The organism is Vibrio sp. 10N.247.311.12 (assembly GCF_041467515.1).
GTDB lineage: Bacteria > Pseudomonadota > Gammaproteobacteria > Enterobacterales > Vibrionaceae > Vibrio > Vibrio crassostreae_C.
Map to the genome: position 1 here is coordinate 36821 of NZ_JBFSUV010000031.1, position 21921 is coordinate 58741.

The 21921-nt window shown below is 43.5% G+C and carries 17 protein-coding genes; 6 read left to right on the forward strand and 11 right to left on the reverse strand.

Going from position 1 to position 21921, the window contains the following annotated elements:
• Positions 1-186: 186 nt before the first annotated feature.
• The 4 genes from panP to AB6E30_RS14485 all read right to left on the reverse strand — a co-directional run bounded on the left by panP (position 187) and on the right by AB6E30_RS14485 (position 4531).
• Entirely contained in the window at positions 187-1830 is a 1644-nt protein-coding gene (gene panP, locus AB6E30_RS14470; RefSeq protein WP_017060397.1) for a pyridoxal-dependent aspartate 1-decarboxylase PanP, read from the reverse strand.
• A 118-nt stretch (positions 1831-1948) separates the two neighbouring features.
• The gene (locus AB6E30_RS14475; RefSeq protein ID WP_017066066.1) at positions 1949-2476 is read right to left on the reverse strand and encodes a hypothetical protein; all 528 of its coding nucleotides are present in this window, start codon (positions 2474-2476) and stop codon (positions 1949-1951) included.
• Between the two features lie 174 nt (positions 2477-2650).
• A complete protein-coding gene (locus AB6E30_RS14480) occupies positions 2651-3556 on the reverse strand; it encodes a lysine exporter LysO family protein (protein ID WP_017071961.1) in 906 nt (301 codons plus the stop codon).
• 54 nt (positions 3557-3610) lie between these two features.
• The gene (locus AB6E30_RS14485; RefSeq protein WP_017066065.1) at positions 3611-4531 is read right to left on the reverse strand and encodes an HDOD domain-containing protein; all 921 of its coding nucleotides are present in this window, start codon (positions 4529-4531) and stop codon (positions 3611-3613) included.
• Positions 4532-4888: 357 nt separating this feature from the next.
• Between AB6E30_RS14485 and AB6E30_RS14490 the strand changes: the two genes are divergently transcribed.
• Positions 4889-5470, forward strand: coding sequence for a TfoX/Sxy family DNA transformation protein (locus AB6E30_RS14490; RefSeq protein ID WP_017060401.1), 582 nt, complete (start codon positions 4889-4891; stop codon positions 5468-5470).
• A gap of 161 nt (positions 5471-5631) precedes the next feature.
• Here the strand turns inward: AB6E30_RS14490 and AB6E30_RS14495 are convergent, their stop codons facing one another.
• The 3 genes from AB6E30_RS14495 to AB6E30_RS14505 form a co-directional block, all read right to left on the reverse strand.
• The gene (locus tag AB6E30_RS14495; protein WP_017060402.1) at positions 5632-6174 is read right to left on the reverse strand and encodes a hypothetical protein; all 543 of its coding nucleotides are present in this window, start codon (positions 6172-6174) and stop codon (positions 5632-5634) included.
• Between the two features lie 286 nt (positions 6175-6460).
• On the reverse strand, positions 6461-6958 hold the full coding sequence (locus AB6E30_RS14500; protein WP_372104075.1) for a response regulator: 498 nt from the start codon (positions 6956-6958) through the stop codon (positions 6461-6463).
• A complete protein-coding gene (locus tag AB6E30_RS14505) occupies positions 6951-8894 on the reverse strand; it encodes an ATP-binding protein (RefSeq protein WP_372104078.1) in 1944 nt (647 codons plus the stop codon). The genes AB6E30_RS14500 and AB6E30_RS14505 overlap by 8 nt, the downstream gene beginning before the upstream one ends.
• A gap of 183 nt (positions 8895-9077) precedes the next feature.
• On the opposite strand from AB6E30_RS14505, the gene AB6E30_RS14510 reads away from it, so the two are divergent.
• The 4 genes from AB6E30_RS14510 to AB6E30_RS14525 all read left to right on the forward strand — a co-directional run bounded on the left by AB6E30_RS14510 (position 9078) and on the right by AB6E30_RS14525 (position 15008).
• Positions 9078-10340: a DUF945 family protein gene (locus AB6E30_RS14510; protein ID WP_372104080.1), complete on the forward strand. Its 1263-nt coding sequence runs from the start codon at positions 9078-9080 to the stop codon at positions 10338-10340.
• A 163-nt stretch (positions 10341-10503) separates the two neighbouring features.
• Positions 10504-11598: a 3-phosphoserine/phosphohydroxythreonine transaminase gene (serC, locus tag AB6E30_RS14515; RefSeq protein WP_017065411.1), complete on the forward strand. Its 1095-nt coding sequence runs from the start codon at positions 10504-10506 to the stop codon at positions 11596-11598.
• Between the two features lie 351 nt (positions 11599-11949).
• Positions 11950-13098 (forward strand): extracellular solute-binding protein, encoded by a 1149-nt coding sequence (locus AB6E30_RS14520; RefSeq protein WP_029235305.1) that lies wholly within the window; start codon positions 11950-11952, stop codon positions 13096-13098.
• A gap of 20 nt (positions 13099-13118) precedes the next feature.
• Complete coding sequence (locus tag AB6E30_RS14525; RefSeq protein WP_017065412.1) at positions 13119-15008, forward strand: GGDEF domain-containing protein; 1890 nt, start codon at positions 13119-13121, stop codon at positions 15006-15008.
• A 210-nt stretch (positions 15009-15218) separates the two neighbouring features.
• Here the strand turns inward: AB6E30_RS14525 and AB6E30_RS14530 are convergent, their stop codons facing one another.
• Positions 15219-15935 carry a 3'-5' exonuclease gene (locus AB6E30_RS14530; protein ID WP_372104083.1) on the reverse strand — a complete coding sequence of 239 codons (717 nt, stop codon included), beginning with the start codon at positions 15933-15935 and terminating at the stop codon, positions 15219-15221.
• Positions 15936-15940: 5 nt separating this feature from the next.
• Complete coding sequence (locus AB6E30_RS14535; RefSeq protein ID WP_017060410.1) at positions 15941-17830, reverse strand: DUF294 nucleotidyltransferase-like domain-containing protein; 1890 nt, start codon at positions 17828-17830, stop codon at positions 15941-15943.
• Between the two features lie 150 nt (positions 17831-17980).
• Here AB6E30_RS14535 and AB6E30_RS14540 point away from each other — a divergent pair, with 150 nt between their 5' ends.
• Positions 17981-18622, forward strand: a complete 642-nt coding sequence (locus AB6E30_RS14540) for an outer membrane beta-barrel protein (protein WP_372104086.1) — start codon at positions 17981-17983, stop codon at positions 18620-18622.
• Between the two features lie 123 nt (positions 18623-18745).
• On the opposite strand, the gene AB6E30_RS14545 is transcribed toward AB6E30_RS14540, so the two are convergent.
• Both AB6E30_RS14545 and AB6E30_RS14550 read right to left on the reverse strand, forming a co-directional pair.
• On the reverse strand, positions 18746-19936 hold the full coding sequence (locus tag AB6E30_RS14545) for an amino acid aminotransferase (RefSeq protein WP_372104089.1): 1191 nt from the start codon (positions 19934-19936) through the stop codon (positions 18746-18748).
• A gap of 202 nt (positions 19937-20138) precedes the next feature.
• Positions 20139-21680 (reverse strand): HD-GYP domain-containing protein, encoded by a 1542-nt coding sequence (locus AB6E30_RS14550; RefSeq protein ID WP_372104091.1) that lies wholly within the window; start codon positions 21678-21680, stop codon positions 20139-20141.
• Positions 21681-21921: the final 241 nt, after the last annotated feature.

The following is a 21921-nucleotide window of genomic DNA, read 5'->3' on the forward strand; positions in this document are numbered from 1 at the left end:
TACTATTTACTAATACAAAAACAGGGCATGAATGCTTAAGAATATGACAAACCTCAACAAAATTTTAGAAAACTACAGAATTGGAAGAGAGTTTGAGCAAAAAGAATGCAAAATGGGTATGAACTGACAGCTTAGTTACATCAAAAAGAAAGAAATTTTCAATTTGATGCAACTAAAATTGAATGACTATGCGTTGATTTGCGTAACCAGTTTGTTGATTTTGCCCATCAAGTTTGGTGCTAGTTTAGAGATCTCACGCTGTTCTTCAAGCACTGACGAAAGAATGTCATTGCCTGTTAGTGGGTTTGCTAATACCACGCGGAAAACGATGATTGGCTGATGTACCCATGCTTCAGGGTTTAAGCGTGTACGTGACACGAAAGACTTACCTGTTTCACGCTGCTTCTTCTGAATAAACTTAGTCAGCTCATTGAGCAACTCATTCAGTTCGACACGATGTTCAGGCTCAGCTTTAAGCAGTGCCGCTTTGACTGACTCAGGGACATAGCGATAAGTCAGTAGGCAAAGCTCAGGTTCTGAAACCAGCTCGAAGTCGCTCTGATCTTTAATTAGGTCGGCAAAGTAGCGCGCTTTGTTGATGCTTTGGTCGATCAGCAGTTCATAACCTGGGCGGCTAATGATGTGCATTGCGGCGTAAACCAGCATTGCCATACCTGAACGAGAACCTTCTAACGTATGGCTGCCTAAATCTTTTGAGCCTTTACGAAGAATGTATTGAGCATGATGTTCAATCGCAGTCATCGCATCTGGCTTCTTAAACAGAACCATACCCGCACCCATAGGGATATAAAGCTGTTTATGCGCATCAATCGTGACTGAATCCGCCAGTTCAATACCATCAAGTAGGTGACGATGATTGTTAGACATCAGAGTCGCACCGCCCCAAGCTGCATCAACGTGGAAATGACAATCGGATTCGGCACACACCTCAGCAATGTCTCTTAGCGGGTCGATATTACCGGTTTCGGTTGTACCAGCCACACCAATGACGGCGAAAGGTTTGATCTTGTTCTGCTTGAGCTGCTCGATCTTGAGTCTTAAATCATCAGTACAAATACGGTTGTCGTTATCTGTTTTAACAGACACTAGACCTTCTTGACCAATACCAAGGACATCCGCGGCTTTTTTCAGAGAGTAGTGGCCACGTTCAGAGACTAAGATGGCAAGGCCTTCGTAGTCGTAGTGCTTCATGGCTTTAAACAGGCCTTCTTTTTCTACACCTTTGAACGAACCTTGCGCTTTTAGTGCGTTGTTACGTGCAACCCAGAGCGCTGTAATGTTCGCGATGGTACCGCCAGAACAAAACGCACCTAAAGAGTGGTTTGCGCTGTGCATCCAACGAGAATAAAACTGGTCACTATCTTGATAAATCAGGCGATGTAACATGCCCAGAACTTGACGTTCTAGGGGAGTGAACGCTTTTGAGGTCTCGATTTTTACTAGATTCTGATTCAACGCAATCATGATTTTTGAAAGCGGCATCAGGAAGTACGGCAACGCAGAGGTCATGTGGCCAATAAAACTTGGCGAAGACGTGTGAACCGAATGAGACACAAGAGAATCGAGGAGATGCTCAGTATGTTCAGAAACAAACTCAGGCTGCTCTGGGATATGAGCATTTGAAAAATCTTTCTCAATTTCACGCAGCGGCTTTTCTTCAGCCACAATATGTTCACGTAAGAATTGATTCAGGTTTCGTGAAAGTTTGTCTTCAATTTGAGTGAGTGTTGAATCTGGGCCTTCAGGTACCGTGAAGATACGTAGAAGACTGTCGAAGCTAACATCTGCTGTTTTTTGTTCCGTAACCATAGCAAGCGAGTTATTTTTCTAATATTGACGCGAGCGGGACAATCTAAACGAAAACGGGAACAATGTCCCGTCTTAATTATGAAATCCAACTTCTCAAAAAAGCATATTAAATGCGGGGTTATTTACACTTAATCGCTTCAAGTTTACTGATCGACTGGTTGTAACGCTGCAGCGCTGAGTCGATTTGCTTAGGGTGACTAAGCAGCTCTGCAAAGGCAGAACGTAGTTCGTAGTTTTGAGCGTGAGGCGTTGATTGGCGGTCATCGAATGTTGTTTTCGCGATTTTACCAAGCTCATCATCACGTGTTGATAGCGTTTTAATGTCGTGTTGCTCAAGTTGCAACCAACCTTCTACAGGTTGCTCTGTTGCCACTTTGCTTGAGTCGTTTACTAAGTAGTAGTGAACCGCAGCACGGTTAAGCTCAAAGTGGTGCTTACGACCTTCTAGGAACCACTCACTCACTTCTGTTAGCTCTGGATATTGCTCAGAGGTTAATGCAGCAAGGTCGGCATACCAATTCAAAGAAGCGTCGATGTACGCATCATATTTTTTTGCTTGGCACTGGTTTGTCTCAGACATTGAATCTGCTGCAAAAGAGAAAGTAGAAGTTGAAGCTAGCAGTAATGCGACGCAAAGGCGTTTCATAGTGGTTCCTTTTGTAAGTTTATTCTTTTTATAACTTTGTCGTTACAGGTTACCGTGATCGTTATTTGTTGAGCAATGACACTTAGTGTCTTTTTATTTCGGTAACTGTATCGGTGTCTTGGGCATTGGTATTCGAGTTGCATTCTAATCTAAAACAAACGCTATTCCTGCGATCTAGTTAGCAAGAGATACAAAGAACAACATCAATATCGGAACAAGCAAGCTGAGGATAAAGCCACTGACGATAGCGATAGGCACACATCTAACGCCGCCTGTTGTTTGAATGACCGGTAAGGTGAAGTCCATCGCAGTCGCACCAGCATAACCAATGGAAGTGCATGGGTAGCTGCGAATTAGCACTGGAATCAGTACCAAGGCAACTAACTCTCTTAACAGCTCAAGCATGAAAGAAGCGCCACCATAGACAGGACCAAAGGCGTCACCCATTAAGATACCAGCCAGAGAGTACCAACCAAATCCAGAAGACATTGCCAAGGCTTTGAACAGAGGGATATCTAGGATGTAAGCCGCGATTACACCACCTAACATTGAGGTGATGATAATGGTGATTGCGATAACCATACCGTGCTTGTTGAGTAAGATCTGACGAAGTGTGAGTCCGCTATTACGCAGCTGAATGCCGATAAAGAATAGAAGAACAAACAGAATCCATTCGCTTGCGGTATCAACCCAATCAAGGCCAATAGGCAGCACTAAGCCAGCGATTAGCCCTGAACCTACCACTAAGATGAGTTTTGCAGATTCCATCGCCATAGAAGAGAGGGGAAGCTTCTTCTTGCTACTGTCGGTTTTGAGTGGCAATAACTTATCAATAGCGGGCAGTGCCATTAGGTTACATACGCTTAAGCAGACAAAGAAAGTGACGGTATATAGAAGGATTGTCTGCAGGTTACTGCCTAGGTTATCGAGGGCGGCTAAGCTTAGTCCCATTAACGCCAGAATCACGTAGATCAACCGCGATGTTGAGCGGTTGATAAATTCTAATGTCTGAGCGTTCGAAATTGCAAAAAGATACCCCACGACGAGTGGCGCAAATATAAAGATCATCCCTGTAAACATGCTTTCCCCATTGCATTTACTTCATATTACACTTACTTGTAATTTAACAGTGACTTAGAAGCCGCTAGTATTGATCACGTCGCTTAGCTTTGCATTAAAATCATGCTTGCTCAAGTTGCTTAATTTATAAAGCACCTCTGCACCTGTCACGTTAAGTTCAACTTCGTGATCATCGATGTTCTCATCCTTGTTTCTGAACATCAGCAGGTGGTTAGCGATTCGAGCGATATCTAAGTAAGAGACTTCACGCTGTTCGTGGTTATTGATGGTATTGCTGCACACATCAATAAAGTCGCTGTCGAAGCCCCAACGGTTAAGCACCAATTTACTGGTAGCAGAACATTGGCCTTGGAAGATTTGTAGAGCGATGTCGTGATCTAGGTAATTGCCATTTTCGAGGTAGAGGTGGTATTCGCTAACCAAACAGAACAAACCAATATCAGCCAGTAATCCAACAAGCAGCGATTTTTCATGCTCAAGGTAACGGTATTCAGTAGGGGAGAGCTCTTTGAAGCTGTTGGTAACAAGCACCATAGTAGCGCCCAGCTCTTTTGATACAGAAGCGCTCTGAACCAATACCTTATTACATTCTTTACTGAGGTTGACTGAGTGTTTGAGTTGCTCAATAGCCTGAGCCGTCACGATGTCACGTACTCTTAATATGCCAAGGCGCGACACCGCCGTCATAATATCAACACAAGTAATATTACGTCGGTTAAAGACGACAGAGTTAGCCACACGAATGACAATAGCAGCGAGGCCTGGGTCTTCGAGTAAGCACTCGGCAACGTCAGCAATCCCAGTTGATTCAAGGGTACAAAGCGATTGAATCTTCAGTACAACGTTAGGGATAGGAGGAAGTGTTATTTTTCCCGCTGAGATAGAATGTCCAACAAGTTGGGCAAACTCTGATTCTAGACCCTTTAAGAGAAGAGTCTTATTTTGAGGTAGCCAGAAAAACGATAAATGATTCATATAAAAAGTAAAAACAGGTCTGTCCTGCCATTTTACAAGCCACGATGCTGCGAGGCAATACTCACCCGTCTACATAACCTTTAATAATTTGAACCGGTGTATCACTAGGTGTACAAATTCAAGCATGGTTTGATAGTTTACTGTGAAGTCAATCATGAAAAACCGGAATACTCAATTGATTGATGTGAACTAAGTCCAGACTTATTTTTCTTTTCGAAGTATGATTTATTTAAAGGTGAAAAACGAAACCATAATATTCACCTATAGAATAACAAAATAGATTTAAAATTTTCGCATAACAAGCTGCTTGTCTGGTGATCAACCTAATCGGGGTAATTTGATTAAGGATCAACGGATATGACCGAGACAGCATTTATTAATTACGTGAATCAATTTGGTGAGCATCAAAAACGTTCTATGTTCGGAGGTATTGGCCTCTTTCAAAATGACGCTATGTTCGCTTTATTGAGTGAAGGTTGTTTATTCATTAGAGGTGGAAAATCATTAGATAAAAAACTGACCGATCTTGATTGTGAAAAGTATCGTCATGTAAAGAAGCAGACAACAGCAACCGTAAACTATTACGACATTACGGATCTGTTTACCTGTGAACATCCTGAATTGGATAGTATTATTCGTACTTCAATCGATAATTCAATTCAGCAGCGTAGCTTCAAGAAGTCATCAGCTAGCCGTAGATTAAGAGATCTACCAAACATGCAGCTTACGTTAGAGCGCATGGTTAAAAAGGCGGGTGTGGATGATGTTTCAATGTTTATGCAGTTGGGCGCACCTGAAGTGTTTAATAAGGTTCGCGAAGCGTACGGAAACGATGTTGACCTAAAACTACTTTGGAAATTTGCGGGTGCAATTGATGGTATTCACTGGAAACTATTACAAGAGCCACGCAAGCAGCAATTACTAAAGAGCTGCCACTAAAGAAGTTTGCCTTATATGCTTAAGATTACTGTTAATAAATAAAAACCGAGGAATGTCCTCGGTTTTTTTGTTTCTGTCTTAGCCGGATTTCTTAAAAGACTAAGTATCAAAAGGCTAAGTGCTCATAGAGAGCTTATTTGCTAGGGCTTGAGCTTTAAGTATTAGTACTTGAAGCGAGCAGTGAACATAAGTTGGTCACCGTAGAAGTCGTTAATACGAGCTTCAGCGCCTAGAGAGAAAAGCTCTGTAGAGTGGAAACGCGCGTAAACAGAACCTGTCCAATCATCGTTGTCATCGATAGAAACGTAACCACCTTTACCACCAACTTCTAGTTGTGGACCAAGCCATTGGCGAACACCAATGTTGATTTCCATACCGATATCAGTAGAGCTTGAGTTCTCAGGTTGAACGATACGAGCTAGCATTTCACCTGTTAGGTCTGCCCAGTTGTTTAATGGAGCGTGGAAACCAAGACCTACAGCTGAGTCGTAATCGCTTTCAAATTCTGAATCGATACGTGCTATAGCGTGAGCGTTCGGGTGAATGGACTTACTGAACGCACCACCAAATGTTAATGGGCTAGCACCGATACGTGCTTCAAAGTAATCATAGTTAAAGTTGCTCATTACCTGTGGTTGTTCATCAACAGCTAGTGCTTGACCAGAAGCCAATAGCATAGCGGTAGTAAGTAGAATTTTGCGCATAACGACCGTAAACCTATATTAGTGTTAATTCCTTTGGTTTGAGACAAATCGGCAAACCATAAACATTGAGACAGTTTAATCTAACTCACGGAAAAGTAATCCTTTAAAATGTAAAACCTTACTCATTTAGTTAAAAAACAAGCAAATTAAGGATCAGTATGTAACGGAGATCTCATGTTTAGGGCGAATGAGAAAAATAGACGAGCGAATTATCCAAAATTTGTATACATTCGGAAGGTTTTTATATCGGATGACGCTATTCTCAGTATCCATTAACCAATCAGTGCTATTCACCAAAACTGGTGCGTTTATCCGCCATTGAAGTCAGTATGCGCTCGGTATCTAAGATGGAAGTCCAGTTTAGCAATTGCTTGTCGTTGGCAATGACATAGTCAGTCAATTGTTGAGTAATCGTGTCTCTCAGTTGGTCGCCTTGCCAAGGTTTTGAAATATAGAAATCAAGTGCTGCGTTGTTAATGGCTGTGACGGTATCTTCTAGCCCAGCTTGCCCGGTGAGCAACAGCTTACGCGTTGGTTTAGTAGCGTCGTGTTGGTTGAGTTCGATCAGAAAATCAATGCCGGTTTCTTCTGGCATGATGTGGTCGCATAAGATTAACGCGAGCTTAATACCATCTTGTCCCATTTCTTTGATTACTTGCTTGGCTTCATCGACCGACTCTGCACATTCAACCAGAAAGTTCTCTTCAAATATCGCCAAGTCCTGAAGGACACTATTGAGAACTTCAGGTTCATCATCGACACATAAAATTAGGTACTTATTCATGAGGTGCTCCTTCTTGTTTGAATGGAAGCCACACTTGCATGTTTGTATGGCTGCCTACCTCTGACTCCACCAAAATAAACCCTTGATGAGCCGAAACGATTTGTTGAGAAATGGATAACCCAATCCCTAAACCAAAGTTGCCTTCTTTTTTAGTCGTGAAATTTGGGTTGAAAATGGTGTTGATGTCTTCTTTGGCAATGCCGTGGCCAGTATCGGAGATTTGCACCACAAGAAACGCGTCGTCGCCTTTTGTCTGTTGAGAAGTGGTGATGGTCACTTTTCCTCGTTCAGATAGGGCATCGAGCGCATTGGAGATAAGGTTGGTCCACACTTGTTGCAGCGAGAGCGACTGGCACAATAAAGGCGGTAAGTCGGTATCGTAATGCTTTTCGAGTTGGTGGTGTTTAAGCCTGTTTTCGAAGATCACTAAGGTATCTTCAAGCCCTTCGTGGATATCTGTGTAGTGGCGAACTTCTTCATCTTCTCTAGCATAGCTTTTTAAGCTTTTGACCATATCGGCAATACGCTTGCTGCACACTTGAATTGAGCGGATAGAGTTTCCAACATAATGGTAATGCTCTAAGTCATTGAGCAGCTCTTTGCCTGCGACAGGGGACGCCTTTAATGTGTTTAGAACCGTAGAGTCTTGGCTTAGGTTTAGTCTCACGGCTTTTTTTGCTAAAGCACGGTCATTAATCGTCGACGTAAGATGCTTTACGAGCTGTCTTTCTTGGGCTGTTGATAGTGGCTTAGCTAACTTTGAATGTGCCAGTACGTCAGTCCCTTTATTGGACTCTGGAACGGATAGGTTTGCCAATATTTGGTCGAGATGGTCTGACAGAGTTTCGATGCTTCTTAATATGGCAGCAATCGGGTTATTCAGCTCATGTGCGACTCCCGCGACTAGCTGCCCGAGCATCGCCATTTTCTCTTTCTCGATCAGTTGTTGATGTGCAGACTCTAATGATTCTAGTGTCTGCTGCAGTTTGATCTTATTGGTGATGCTGCGTTGCAAACGTCGATTAAAATGACGGAGCAATAGATTGGTAAATAAAGGCAGCAGGGTATTGTTTGAATGCATCACCTGAGCAAAGCTATCTTTATCCAGTTTGATAACGCGAGTCTGCGTTAGGGTGATCGCCGTAGAAAACGAAGGCTCGCCTGTTACAAATGACATCCCGCCAACAATGTTCCCTTTGGAGTGACGTACCACTTCCCGCTGTTGCCCAAGTTCATCTTTCTTATAAAGAGCTGCTTCACCCTCAATGATCAGCCATAAAAAGCGATTGTCTTCGCCTTCCACAGTGAGTAGATGCTCGGGGGAATAGTCACGAATGGCCTTAGTTTTGTCATCTTTTGAAAACACATCTTGTAAGGCACTGACGACACGTTCTGCAAGGGCATTATCAGAAAGCTGGTGGTAATCGTGAATGAAACCCGATTGGAAAGAGTGAATCTTTTGCTCAATGTGCGCTCTGAGTAAGCGTTGTTGATCCAATGCATCGCTGTAAGAGAGCAGGTTTTCTGAGTCGTATTGGATAACAAAAGAGGTCAGCTCTTTTTGCGCTGATTTGAACAGAACCTGATCTTGAACCGGTTTGGTTAAACAGTGGTTGAGCCTACCTTCATTCACAGCGGTTAAAATGGATTGAATGTCTGACGAAGCGCTGACTAATATCGTTCTTGCGGTATTACTATGGGGCAGCTGTTGAAGTTCAATCAGGAATTGCACGCCATTAAATTCAGAATGATGATGAGTGATCACCAAGGCAACGGTTTGGTTGTGATCATGAATATCTTCTAATGCGTGATGTGCGTCTTCTATGTTCTCGGCAGTATAAATATCGAATACACAAGCCAACGGAGCCAGCTCCGAACGTATTCTTTCAATGCTAACCGGATTATTGTCCAAACAGATAACAGCGTATTGATTCACAGCTCAACCTTAATAGTAGCGACGTCTCTAGCCTAGCAAGAACCGCCGAATAAGGATGAGAGCTAGCCGTTAATTTATTGAGGCAATCGAAGTATCGAGCAATAGACTGATTTAACTCAATGTTTCTTGTTTGCTACTGATGGGGTAGACTAAAAAAAACAGACACGTGTAGAAAGAGAACTCATGGAACAGTTAAGAAAAATTGGTGCAATTGGCGGAGCAATCTCATTGGCACTATGTTGGCCTTTAGCGGTTGGGCAAATTGGACAAAATGCGATTACCGATGGCGTTGCAAAGCTTAACAATTCAAGCATTCAAGCTGAGATCGTGGAATACGATAGAGGTTACTTGTCTTCCAACGTAACCACTCGTTTAACTGTGATGGATGAAAACCTGAAAGAGCAACTTGCGATTGATGGGTTGCCGAGTGAGTTTGTCATAAATAGTGCGGTTAGCCATGGTTTGGTGAGTCTAAATGCACTGTCGACGTTTGAGAATACCGATATTCTGCCTTTAACTCTGACCACTAGTACTGAGCTAAACGGCAACACTGACTTTAACTTTGAGTTAAGCCAGTTCAATCACCAAGGTTCTGATGAGAATGGGACTTCGGTCTCGATCACTAAATCGAATCTTTCTGGCCATGCGACTGTTTTAGGCCAAGTTGATTACGAGCTTTCAATCCCTTCAGTTCAAATTGATTTTGAAACCGGTGAAGAGGTAACGCTGTCTAATCTGAAAGGTGTGGGTTCAGGCCAACAAGCGAAAGGCTACTGGTTAGGTACTCAGAATTTTACTATCGATAGCTTCTTGGTTTCAGATTCTGCAATGCAGCCTTTCATGACCATTGAAAATTCTAAGTACGATTTTGAATCACATCTAGATGAAGCAACTAAGCGTCTGCGCAGCAACCTCAAGCTGGATATCGCAAACATCGAGACCAGTGAAGGCCAGTTGAACAACCTAAACGTCGATTTTGAAATGTCGAAGTTGGATAGCGAGTCGTTTGAGAAAATCTTTGAGATTTACCAATCTAATCCTGTGATGACGCAAGAAGACGTTGCAGAGATCATTCCATTTATCGATATCCTGTTTGCTAAAGGTTTCGACCTTTCAATGAACAACATGTCGTTAGAGTTAGGTAAGGGACAGTTCGAATCTAAGTGGTTGGTGAGCGTGCCGGAAGGGACCGAAAACATCAGCAGCAACCCTTCGATGATCATGCCTGCATTAACGGGCAACGTTCACTCTAGCTTCTCAAATGAACTTGTTGAAGAGTATCCATTCATCCGTGAAGGTATCGATGAATTGCTTGTGATGGAAATGATCAAGGAAACAGACAGTGGTTATGAAATCAGCGCTGACTTAGAAAATGGAAACCTAGTGTTCGAAAATGGACAAGAAATTCCATTAATCGCTCTACTTATGCCGGTTTTGGTTCAATAAACAGAGCAGGCGTGAATACTGATAGGGTGATTTAGCAGGTTAAGCTTAAACATTTTATACGGTACAAAACAAAAGAGGTCTTAAGACCTCTTTTGTTGTTTTTATGTTGGGTAAAACATGGTATTACTTGCATAGTTATTATTTAGCAGGAGCAATCATCCCCATGGAACTTACATTAGATAACGTATTCAACTTCAGTGCTGGCCCAGCTGCACTGCCTAAACCGGTAATGAAACAAGCGCAAGCGGACTTTATTGATTGGAATGGTTTAGGGACTTCCGTGATGGAAATCAGCCATCGCAGCAAGGAATTTATTCAAGTTGCTGACGAGTCCGAACAGGACCTACGTGATCTTCTGAACATCCCAGACAACTACAAAGTTCTTTTCTGTCAGGGGGGCGCTCGTGCTCAATTCGCTGCTGTTCCTCTAAACCTTTTAGGTGATGCGACGAAAGCGACTTACATTGATGCGGGTTACTGGGCAGAAAGTGCAGTGACTGAAGCGAGCAAATATTGCGAAATCGATGTATTCAACGCGAAGACGTCAATTGATGGTAAAGCAGCGGTTGTTCCAGCTAAAGATTGGAAAATTGACCCGGAAGCTGCGTATGTACATTTCTGTCCGAATGAAACCATCGATGGTATTGAAATCAGCGAGCTTCCTCAAACGGATAAGCCAATCGTAGCGGATATGTCATCTAACATTCTGTCTCGTAAGATTGATGTGTCTCAGTACGGTGTTATCTACGCGGGCGCGCAAAAGAATATCGGCCCTGCGGGTATCTGCATTGCAATCGTACGTGATGATCTACTCGAACTCGCAAACGACGTGTTGCCGAGTATTCTGAACTACAAAGTACTTGCTGAAAAAGACTCAATGTTCAACACACCACCAACGTACGCTTGGTACCTATCAGGCCTTGTGTTCAAGTGGCTGAAAGCTCAAGGTGGCGTTGAAGCGATGGAGCTGGTGAACAAAGAGAAAGCAGCGCTGCTTTACGATGCAATCGATAGCTCAGCTTTCTACAAAAACGATGTTCACACTGCAAACCGTTCTAGAATGAACGTGCCGTTCCAACTGGCGAAACCTGAGTTAGATGGCAAGTTCCTAGAATTGGCTGATGCTGCAGGTCTGAAATCACTGAAAGGGCATAGAGCAGTAGGTGGAATGAGAGCTTCACTTTACAACGCAATGTCTCTGGAAGGCGTTCAAGCGCTGGTTAGCTTCATGAAAGATTTCGAAGAGAAATACGCTTAATCGATGATAGGGCTTTGACTGATAAATTGCTTATTTGATTTTTATTGTGTCGAATGCACCGAACGAGATAGATGCCGCTTTTGCGGCATTTTTTTTGTCGTTAATAATAAAGGGTATGGTATGTTGATTTATTGTAAGAACAGTCATCCAGAGATATGACGGATGTATCAGAATGAGCAGACCTTTCTCTTAAAGCGAGAGTATCAACTGTTATTTAGGCACTTTTTACTATATAACGTGTCGCCCAAAGCTAGGTCTCTAATCATGAGCAGTGAGCGATAAGCCGCATCGCCCGGTTTATTGATGGGCGATTAAAATCCAACGTCTAATTTTTACCACAAGGAACCAAGTGTGAGGTTATTGAGTCTATTTGCGATGCTATTTCCGGCCGTTGCTTGTTCGTCCACACTTGAAATATGGGCTGGTATTAATTATGAAACGGCCGATTATGTAAAAGAACATATCGAAGCGATGACTGATCATCGTGTAGAAATTCGTTCGTTTGACGTCAACAGTATTCGTTCTGAACTGCTTGTTGCTGATCCTAGAGACAATACCTTTCCCGACGCCATCTGGGTTCCTTCTGACTTCTTAGGTCTAACTGAATATATCGATTTAGCGACGCTTCCTGATGCTTGGGTCGATACCCAACGCTATGAGAAAAAAGCGCTTGATGCAGTGGTCATCAACGGTGAGCTTAAGGCGTTACCGGTTGGTATTGGAAACCAAGTCGTTCTGTATTCGAGCAAGCCTCAAGCGCAAGTCGTGACATGGGAGAGCCTAATTGAACGCTCTGCTCAGTCCGATCAAGTGAGCGTGCTTTTTCCCAATCCAAACATGTACTTCTATCTAGCTTTCTATCAGCTTTTTTCTGAAGACTTATTATCGTCGAAGAATGTTAATGGTGAAGGGTTAGTTGCTATCTTTGATTTCATCGACATGTTGCAGCAGAAAAAAGTCATCGAATCATCGTGCAGCGATATTTGCGCGAGGCAGAGGTTCATCAATGGGGAAGTCGAGTTTTTGATTGACGGTGATTGGGCGTTCAGCGAACTCGATGCCGCCTTTGGTCGAGATTTGTACATCAATTCGTTGCCGACCTATCGTGGTGAAAGTATGTCTTCATTTAGTGGCGCAAAGGTTTTTGCTGTCACGGAAAAAGGCATGCAAAACCCAGATAAGAAATTGGCTTTGAAAGAAGTCGTTCAATACCTGCAATCAAACAGTTTCACCTATTTAGCTCACTCGAGTGCCATGGTTTCGCCGTTTTATGAGGTTAATCAACGCCGTGTTGAGGAAGGTAACCAGACACTTTCAAATATGTACGATGAGTTTCAAGCATCGCAAATGATGTCGAGTGACTACAAGATGGCGATCGTTTGGGAGGCATCGGCTCGGGCGTATCAGCGTTACAAGTCAGGGATGCCAAAGAGTGAACTGCATAAGTTTTACAATGATTTTGTTCAATATTACTCGGCGAATATGAGGGTAAGAGATTGAAGCTATCATTAAAATACACCATGGGCTTGGTGTTGCTGGCTTGCTCAATGCTTCCTGTTTACCTAGCGGGACAGTTGATTCTCAATAAACAAAACCAAAGTTCTTTAGAGCAAAAAGAAACCAAGCTGGACAACTCTACGACCGGTATTCGTCAAACCGTACAAGAGCAAATTAAGCTGACGGCGAGCCTAACTCAATGGTACTCGCATGACCGATCATTGATTAAAGCGGGTGGTAATATCTTTTTCTCGAGTGTTGTTTGGGACAAGATGGATAGCTTCAATGCGCTAGCGGAGAGTGTGTCCGCGACTTATATTCTGGACCAAAACTGGAAGCCCATTTATGACAGCAAAGGCAGCTTGTACCATTTTGAGCAGAGCCAGTTATTAGAAAGCTTGAAGCGTCCTCAATCGGTTTATGGGCAAGGGAAATTGTTCCACACCGAGTTTACCGAAACTGAAGTGGCGGATAATGCCGCTGCAGGTATCGCTTTTGTCGCGCCGATTTTACCTTATCGTTTGATAGAAGGTTCTACATACACGCCGCAGGGTTATCTTGTGGTTCTTATGGGGTATGACAGACTTAAGACTAAAGTGACGCCTTTCCTTTATCAAAATGAGTCGGTTGAGTTTAACTATATTGATTCAACGGATGCTCAATCTTCTGAACAAAGTGCGAACATTATCTCTATCGACAGCACATTCTTTACCGACAAATTGGTACTGAACGTCAAACATCATATTTCCGACAGTGAGCGTTTATTAGAGATGCAACAAGCTCAGGTGGTCTTTGTCAGAATATTGGTGGCGACGCTTGCCATCGCGATTGTGTTTGCTCTGTTCCTAAGCCGCTGGTTCTCAGGGCAGTTAAACCTGTTGGCTGAATCTGTTACGTCGTATTCGCATAACCAGTCACCGACTCATAGTGTGGATGAACATCGTTTTACAGAGTTCGTCACGCTGAGTCGTTTATTGGAAACCTTGTGGGGTCGCATACAATACCAAGTCCGTGAGCTTACAGAAAGTAACGATAAACTCGAAAGGTTTAATGTTCTGCTAGAGGACTTAGTTGAAGAGAAAACCAGCAAGTTAACGTATTCGCTCGCGCGTGAAGAATCCCAGAAGCATCGTCTTTTGAAGATCGTTCAGTTTGCATCATCAAGACACGCGGCTGAATATCGGTTGATTCCTCAAATGGTCGATCAAGAGTTAAAGACATTACTTGTTCAACATTCGATTCAGTTTCATTTTAACCGGACTGGCGAGGCTGACCTGATACTCTGTGACTCACAGGGGACGGCGATCGGGTATTTTTGTTCAAGTTCATTTGATGTCCTCAGTGAAGAAGATCTTCTGATTTTTGACATGTACCAAAAACAGTTAGCTGGTTGGCTAGAGCTCGAAAATATTACACGGATTAACATGCCGACTGGCTGTTTGAATCGTAAAGCTTTTAATGAAGATCTCGAATTCAGTAAACGCAGCATTAACGACAATCAAAATCAGATTTCTTTGATCATTATTGATATCAATGGCTTGAAAACGACCAATGATGTTCATGGGCATGAGATCGGGGATGAGCTGATACAGCGCTGCGTAGACGTAATCAGCCACGAATTGACACCTGCCAGTAATCTATACCGTTTGGGTGGAGATGAATTTGCGGTGCTTACCTTAACGTCTGGTGAGTCGAGTTCGCTCAATGTCGCAAAGATGACTGAGCAGTTGTACATTGCTCAGGAGCAACAGGCAATCGAGACTAAAGCGGGTATCTCTATTCCTGTCAGATTCTCGATTGGTGCAGCCTCTAGTAATTCAACAGACGTTGAGCAATTGTTCTCAGTCGCTGATGAGAATATGTATCAGCAAAAGCGTCTTTATTACCAAACGTTGTCTGTGGTTGGGAAGTAATAATGCCAATCACGCTGACAAATAGCGATCACGATTTTCGACGCCCATTAGAGCGGAACTGCTGGGGTGTGACGTTATAATATGTTTAAACGCTTATGGGAAATGCGCTTAGTCGGGCCAACCGTTGCTTAAACACAGACGATAAAAATGAAAAAGCCGACCAATGGAAGTTGATGGGCTTTGTGTTTGTATTTAGCTTACGTAACTCAGCTAGAGCCAGAAACTCTTCAGAGGCATCTCAGAGTCAAAGTGATGAGCAATTTGCGCTTGGAGTAGCTCAGCGGTCGCAATAGCATCAGTTAATGCATGATGTGGCGTGTAGTCGGGTAGGTGGTATCGACGACGACTCTGACCCAGTCTCACTGAAGCCGGCTTCTTACCTTTTAGCTTATTCCACAAGCCGCCAGCCAGTTTATTTTGGATCTGAGATTCAATCTCCAGCGTGTCGAGGACTGGGAACTCAATGCCTTCACCTAACCTCACTTTTAATGCGTTATCTAAGAAGTCACGTTCGATACGACGATAGTGAACCACTGGGATATGTCCCGCCATTGATTCTAAGATCTCTCCCAACACTTCGTTAAGGTCTGGCGCATCAATGATGTCATTGTGAGTGATGCCATGAATCACGACAGACTCTTCTTCCAACTTCTGTTTGGGTCTCAGCGTCCAGTGTTTGGCTTGTCGTAAGTAGATACGATTGAGCGTAAATGGCACTAAACCAATGGTAATGATGCCGTCTTTGTTTGGGTTTAACCCCGTCGTTTCAAAGTCGACAGCCAAGAACATCACTTCTGAAAGTGGCGTATCAGGCGCAGGAAGAGGCTGGCTATAAAAGTGCTTTAAGCGCTCGTCTCTCGCTCGTTCTAGCTTCTGAGCAAACTTAAATGGCCAATCGACCGCAGGTGATCTGAATAGTTTGTTCATAGGCCCTACTTAAACTTGTTGCTGGCTTGATAACGGAACTTAAGGAAGTTTTGCGCATTACTTAATATTTGGAATGCATCCTTTAGGTTACGTCGTTCGAAGTCAGACAGGTTCTCTGGCTCGATGTTGTTATCAGGCTCGATGTTGTTGTCGACATCGTGTGCTTGGTGACGAATACGAACCAGAGAGATAAACTCCATCGCATCTTTCAAATCTTGAGCACGGCCTTTTGGCAGAATACCAGCGTCGATAATGTCATCTAAGCGTTCGAACGAGTTCTTAGAGCGAGACGCTACCGCGAGCGAGTGAACACGAATCAAATCGGCCAGTGGCGCAGTACCACGACGCTTAAGGTTGATAGAGTTGTTGTGACGGCCATCTTTCTCCATCACGAAATCTTTGAAGAAACCGAGCGGCGGTGTACGGTTGAGTGCGTTACGTGCAAGACACGCCAAGAAGCGATTGTTCTTACGTGCGCGTCGAACAATAAAGCTGTTCAATTGCTCGGCCCATTTTAGACGACCATAAACGCCATCTAAGTCGAAGAAGATTGAAGCATTTAACAGTGCTTTCGGGTTTGGATCATCAATCCAATCGGCAAAGCACTCTTCCCATTGTCGACGAGTCATACGCCACGTTGGGTTAGTCGCCATGATATCGCCAGTACAATACACATAGCCACACTGATCTAAGCCATCACAAATAAAGGTCGACAGCTCCTCAAAGTATTTACCGTGCTTTTTCTCGTCGTAGGTATCATCAAGAATGATTGCGTTATCTTGGTCGGTAACCAGCAGCTGCTCATCACGCCCCATAGAGCCCAGTGCGAGGAAACAGTAAGGAATAGGCGACTTGCCCAATTTCTCTTCGCCCAGTTCGATAATTCGCTGCTTAAAGCTACGACCAATTACCGACATTGCAGTACCCACCATGTGGGCGTTGGCATCTTCGTTAACTAAGCGCACAAAGCTGTCTTTTACTTGCTCGGAAAGCACCTTCAGATCTTCGATACTTTGTTGCTGGAAGATACTACTTACCAATAACAGCGAGTTTTGAGACTCATAACGAACAATATCGGTCGCTTCGATAATACCAATCGGCTTCTTATCTTTAAGCACTGGTAAATGATGCACGTTATAGCGAAGCATGGTCATCATAGCTTCGTATACGTAAGCATTGTGATCGAGAGAGATAACCTCAGGTGTCATTACGCTAGAGACTTCATCCGATGGGTCAAGCCCTTCAGCTAAAACGCGAGTACATAAATCTCGGTCGGTGATGATGCCAATCACGGGTGTTGAGTCATCTTCATCATCTTCAACGATTTCTGGGTCGATGATCAACAAAGAGGAAACATTATCCTGTGCCATCATGGTCGCAGCTTGCTGAATCGTGCGCGTTTTTTCGATCATTGGTGCTTCGCTGGTCAGCAGCGTTTTAACCTTGGATGTCGTTAAGTCGTTAGCGTCGTTGCTGTCTGAGTTGGCTTGGCGCAGTCGCGCGTTATCTTCTACTTCTACGAAATCGGCAAAGGAGTCGTAGTTGTCGTAGAGCTCTTGGAAGATAGGCTCAGGAATACAGTAGAGTAGGGTGTCTTCAGTCGCTTTAACTGGAAAACGCACCTTGTTGTTGGTCAGTAGGCCCATTTGACCGAACAAGTGGCCTTCATCCAGGCGGTTATAGAGTTCGCCTTTACGGCGGTAGACTTCGACTTCGCCACTTCGAACGATGTATAAGTCATGAATTTGATCACCAAAGTGAATGATAGGGGTATCTTGGCGGTAATAAGAAATTTCCACGCTACTGGTCACTTTCGCCAACATCTCCTCAGGGAGTTCTGTGAAAGGGGGGTATTGTGCCAGAAAGTTTTGAATCTCTAATAACTCAGCATCCATAATGATCATCCATTGGTTTGTATGATTTCATGGTACAACATTTGATAATATTTTGCCGTCACAAATCAATCTGTGAGCTAAAACCTTTTTAAAGTCTTATGGATAGACTAACCTTTCAATTAATGGAGTGACAGTTTAAGGATGATAAGAATGTCGAAGTGGAAGCTTAGTTTTGTATCTGCGGTTTTTATGTTTTCTCCAAGTTTGTGGGCGGACACTAACGCGGTGGATATTTTAGATTACGACCATATTTATGCCACGGCGCATTCGGGCAGTTTAAATGAAGATGCAGGCAGTAATAATAACGCCTCGTCGTATGGATTAGGCGTCAGTTACGCGATGACGGATGATTGGTTGTTGCTGGGAGACTACAGCGCACGCTTTATTCACCCTGATGACACCACAACTCGAATTGATACGCTGATGCCAGGTGTTGGTTACCGTTACAGCATTAAGAAAGATTTAGATATAGTGGCTTACTACCTGCTTGGTATCACTAAAGGTAAGGTTGAAAATAATGACACCAACCGAACTGAATCTTCAGACACTGAGTTCATCCAAGGGGTAAAAGCTGAGCTTAACTATGGCTTTGCGAAACGTTGGATTGCCAACGGCAGCGTGCAAGTGAATCGAAGTGACCTGTTTGATGAAGAGATCTATCACTTAGGTTTACGCTATCTAGTGACTAACAAGTTTGCGATTGGTGGGTCATACCAACATCGAGATGGTGAAGGTAAAATTCGTAGCGAGCGTACTAATGAGCTAGGTGTGGAATTTTTCCTAGAGTATTAACTTCCAAAGTATCTAAACCTGAAAGTGGAGACACAAAAAAGCCAGCTTGATTGCTGGCTTTTACACATCTATTGGTCTGTAAGTGCAAGCTTGTGGTCTGCAAATACAGGTTTCGCTTTTCGATTAAAGAACCGCAGCGATACCTTTACATAGAGGACCCATGTTTGACTTAGTCATACCAGCAACGCTGATACGACCAGAGCCAACAATGTAGATAGCGAATTCGTCTTTTAGGCGAGTTACTTGCTCTTTGCTTAGACCTGAGAACGAGAACATGCCGTTTTGACGTTCGATGAATGTGAAGTCTGCATCAACACCTTCTGATTTCAGTGTCGTTACGAATAGTTCACGCATCTCTTGGATACGGTCACGCATTTCTGCCACTTCTGCTTCCCATTCAGCACGTAGATCAGCATCACCAAGGATGTGAGTAACGACAGCACTGCCGTGGGCTGGTGGGTTAGAGTAGATAGAGCGGATAATGCTCTTAACTTGAGAGAATGCTGTCGTTGCTACGTCTGCTGATTCAGCAACCAGAGTGAATGCACCAACACGCTCGTTGTACAAGCCGAAGTTCTTAGAGAACGAGCTAGCAACAAGGATCTCTTTGTTGTATTGAGCAAAAATACGTAGGCCAGCAGCATCTTCTTCAACGCCTTTTGCAAAACCTTGGTAAGCAAAATCGAATAGAGGCAGCAGTTTCTTCTCAGCAACCAATTTAGCCAGTACTTCCCACTCTTCAGTTGTTGGGTCGATACCGGTTGGGTTGTGACAGCAGCCGTGAAGAAGAACGATATCGCCTTCAGAAGCTTTCTCTAGGTCAGCAACCATACCAGCGAAGTCTTTGTCTTTAGTTTCAGCGTTGTAGTAGCTGTATTGAGCAGTTTCGATCCCCGCAGCTGCGAAAACGCCGTTGTGGTTAGCCCAAGTTGGGTTACTGATCCAGATTTTCACTTCGCCCAGTTGGCGCTTGATGAATTCACCCGCTACGCGAAGTGCACCTGTACCACCTGGAGCTTGTGCTGTTTTAGCGCGTTGAGATTCAACGATCTCTGCGTCTGAACCGAAAAGAAGTTTCTGAACCGCTAGACCGTATTCAGCTGTACCTTCAATCGTTAGGTAAGATTTGGTTTTTTCGTTTTCAAGAAGTGCAGCTTCTGCTTTCTTTACTGTTTTAAGTACTGGTGTTTGACCATCTTCATTTTTGTAGATGCCAACGCCAAGGTTGATTTTCTCTGCACGAGAGTCTTTTTTAAACTCTTCAGTAAGGCCGAGGATAGGATCGGCGGGAGCAGCTAACACTTTTTCAAACATAATCTTCATCCATGTCAATTGAGAGGGGATAGTATCTATGGGTAGTTATACCTGTATGGAATTTTTAAGACAATACGAAGTGAACAGAAAGACCAAAAAAAATCCATTTCAATCAGATTTATTGACTAAAGAGGATATTTGATAACAAAACACCCTACGGATTAACCTATAGGGTGCAAGAAGTTAGTGGATTTTGAATAGATTACGCTGGTTGAGCAATAAAGCTTTCGCGCTCGAGTTCACTCGCTACATTTTTGCCATCTTTGTAGGTCGCAGCAATTGAAACAAACGCTTGTTCGACGACCAGAAAAGCTTGGACAACTTGCGGATCAAAATGCGTCCCATTGCCCTCTAAGATGATCTGTTTAGCTTGTTCATGAGTAAAGGCTGGCTTGTAGACTCGCTTCGAGATGAGCGCATCATAAACATCAGCTAATGCCATTAAACGGCCAGATAACGGGATATCTTCACCAGACAACTGATTAGGATAACCACTGCCATTCCATTTCTCGTGGTGAGTCAGAGATATCTCTTTTGCGACTCTTAAGAAAGAGCTGCTTCCTAACTGCTTTTCTGCAATAGACAAGGCTTCAGCACCAATCGCGGGGTGACCTTTCATTATCTCAAACTCTTCGTCCGTCAATTTACCCGGTTTCAATAACACGTTATCAGGAACGCCTACTTTGCCTACGTCATGAAGTGGAGCAGATTTGTAAAGCAGCTCGATGTAGTTTGGTGTTAACAAGTTTGCGTGGATTTCCGACTTACTGAGCTCTTGTGCGAGTACCTTTACGTATTCTTGGGTTCTCAGAATGTGAGCACCGGTTTCATTGTCTCGAGATTCTGCCAACGCAGACAAACTTACGATCGCAACGTCACGGGTCGTTTTGACTTCGTTTTGTGCCGTTTCGAGGCTATCAAGCATGGTATTGGTCATTGATGCCATTGAACCCAGCTCATTGTAGCCGAAAATAGGTAAGCGAACGCCTTGTTCGCCACTGGTAACCTTTCTCAATGCGTGTTCTTGGCTTAGGAGAATTCGCTTAATCAGCTTGCTCCATAAAGTCATAATGGTTATCGCGTATCCACCCAGAACTACTGCCAAATAAATGAACTCTTTAATCACGCTGATTTTGCCTGTGCCATCCAACAAGCGTTCAGGGTTGTGCTCTAACCAGAAGATATCTTTTACGGCAATCATCGTCAGCATGGTGGTCAGTGTAACCAGAAGTACGACGACTAACCCAATCATCTGCTTGACCAGTGAACTTCTTTCACCAACCAGTTGGAAGTCGAATTGTCCAGTCGTCTCCATTTTATCCATTTGGCTGAGCTTGGCATTCAATTGAAGAATGGTTCCGGTAAAGAAGCCGAATAGACTCATGCCAAACAGCACCTTCAAATTACTATCTATGGTGAATTCATAGCTTAAGTTGTAGTAGAGCGCGAAAGGCACACTTGCAGCAAAAAATAGCAGGGTATCGAGTTGCGCGAATCGGCCTTGCTTGACCAAGGTATGTTGCGCCAATGGGTAACGACGTGCGAGCCATAATAAGATAAACACAATACTGACTTGTGTGAAAATCTCTAACGTCGTTAAGCTATCGAGCATAGGGCACACCCGACTGCCATAGGTGCCAAACAGCACGCCAGCAATGACGTATAACTTAGTCGTTAGCGATTGATTGTAATTTGAAGTATCCATCGGTAAGCCTTTGTTCTCATTCTTATTAGATTTACGCATTCATTGATTCACGACTTTAGAATTGCGAATGATTAGCATAAGTGACGTGAATAAGACCGGAAATTCTATCGATAGCTTTCGTGGATTGATACAAGAAACTGGTTTGTGTTAGAGATTTGTTAGCTAGGTGGGGGTTATTGCAGCATTTTTATGAAGATACTTGAATAGCCTCGGTCGAGGTTCGAGGCTATTCAGTCTGTGTACTGGTTAGAATCGCGAGTGATTGAGTTTGCTATCTACT